At 66.3% G+C, this 1,334-nt stretch carries 1 protein-coding gene and 1 pseudogene; one reads left to right on the forward strand and one right to left on the reverse strand.

Annotated features, from left to right (window positions below):
* Window positions 1-235: 235 nt before the first annotated feature.
* Window positions 236-442, forward strand: a pseudogene (locus ACWDKQ_RS36200) (transposase); the annotation flags it as partial.
* 69 nt (window positions 443-511) lie between these two features.
* Here ACWDKQ_RS36200 and ACWDKQ_RS36205 read toward each other — a convergent pair.
* A partial coding sequence (locus tag ACWDKQ_RS36205; RefSeq protein ID WP_450143246.1) for an integrase core domain-containing protein occupies window positions 512-1,334 on the reverse strand: 823 nt, incomplete at its 5' end.

Here is a 1,334-nt window from a genome sequence, read left to right on the forward strand (position 1 = left end):
ACCCGGTGACGAACACCGGTGGATGAACGTCGACGAGACGCTGAGCCTGCTGCTCTCGCACAACCTGTAATGGCCCTCCCGAAGCGCCGCACGCCGGGCGACCGGCCGCGGGACCTGGCGGCGCGGAAAACCTGAAAACTCCGCCACGCTGCGCCTCCGAGCCGGGACTCCGCCCAGCCCGGAGGCGCAGTGCTGCATGCGGGGAATTCGTTGCCGTCGAATACGCTGCTGTACCCTGACCGGCGGTAACGTCAATGACGTCACCCAACTCCTCCCGCTGGTCGAGGCGATCCCGCCGGTGCGGGGCAGGCGCGGGTGCCCGTGCCGCCGGCCCGACGAGCTTTATAGCGACCGCGCCTACGACTCCGATAAACACCGGGACGAGTTGCGCGCAAAGGGAATCGAACCGAAGATCGCCGAGCGCGGAACCGACCACGGCTCCGTGCGACGTTGAGCTATGCGCTCATACTCGTTGATCAAGCCGCCAAGCACCGGCCGACGTTTGATCCGCTCAACTGCCGAGGTCTGCAACGGGGTAACTCGGCCGTGGTGGCCGAAGCTCGCGGGCACGGTGCGACCGGCGCCCGTTGTAGTGTCGGATGTACTTCGCAAGCACCGCATGCAGGTGCCGTTCACCGAAGATCAACAGACGGTCAGTCAGTTTGGCTCGGACAGTGCGCACGAACCGTTTGGTAAAACCGTTCGCCCGCGGACAGCGCGGGGGAGTCTTGACTACGCGGATGCCTGCATCAGCGAGGACCGCATCGAACGACGTGGTGAACTGGCCGGCCCGATCCCGCACGAGGAACCGGAATTCGGTGATGCCATCGCCGAGGCAGATGCGCAATCGCTTGAGAACGCGGCGGATCGTCGAGGTGCCGGCGCTGCGTCCGCCGCGGGCATTGCGTCTCGTGACGACATGGGTCTTCACGTGTTCCACGAGCTGCTTGATCTCCGACGGTGTTGGTTCGTTCAGACGCCGGTGGCCCCAATGGTCGTCGATACGGTTCCAGTAGGAGCCATAGACGCGGCGGGTTCCGTCCGTGACCGCGGCCGAGACGATCGGGATGTACTCGGCGAACGTGGGTACCGGTGGCTTGTCCGCGAGTGTGGTGAGAAGATCCTCGGCCGACACGCCCGTGCGGTTGCCGGGCAGCGTGCGCCAGGCCGGTCCCCGGTAGGCGGCATCGGCGACCACGTGGAGGGTGCGTTCGGGAAACGCACGGGCGAGCAACCCGACCAGGACACGGGCCGCGTCCGGTTTGGAGACACCGGATTTGGGGATATGCAGACGGAACAGGACCGGCAGGCAGACCGGGCGCGCCAAAACCGGC

It is taken from the genome of Saccharopolyspora sp. NPDC000995 (assembly GCF_053599315.1).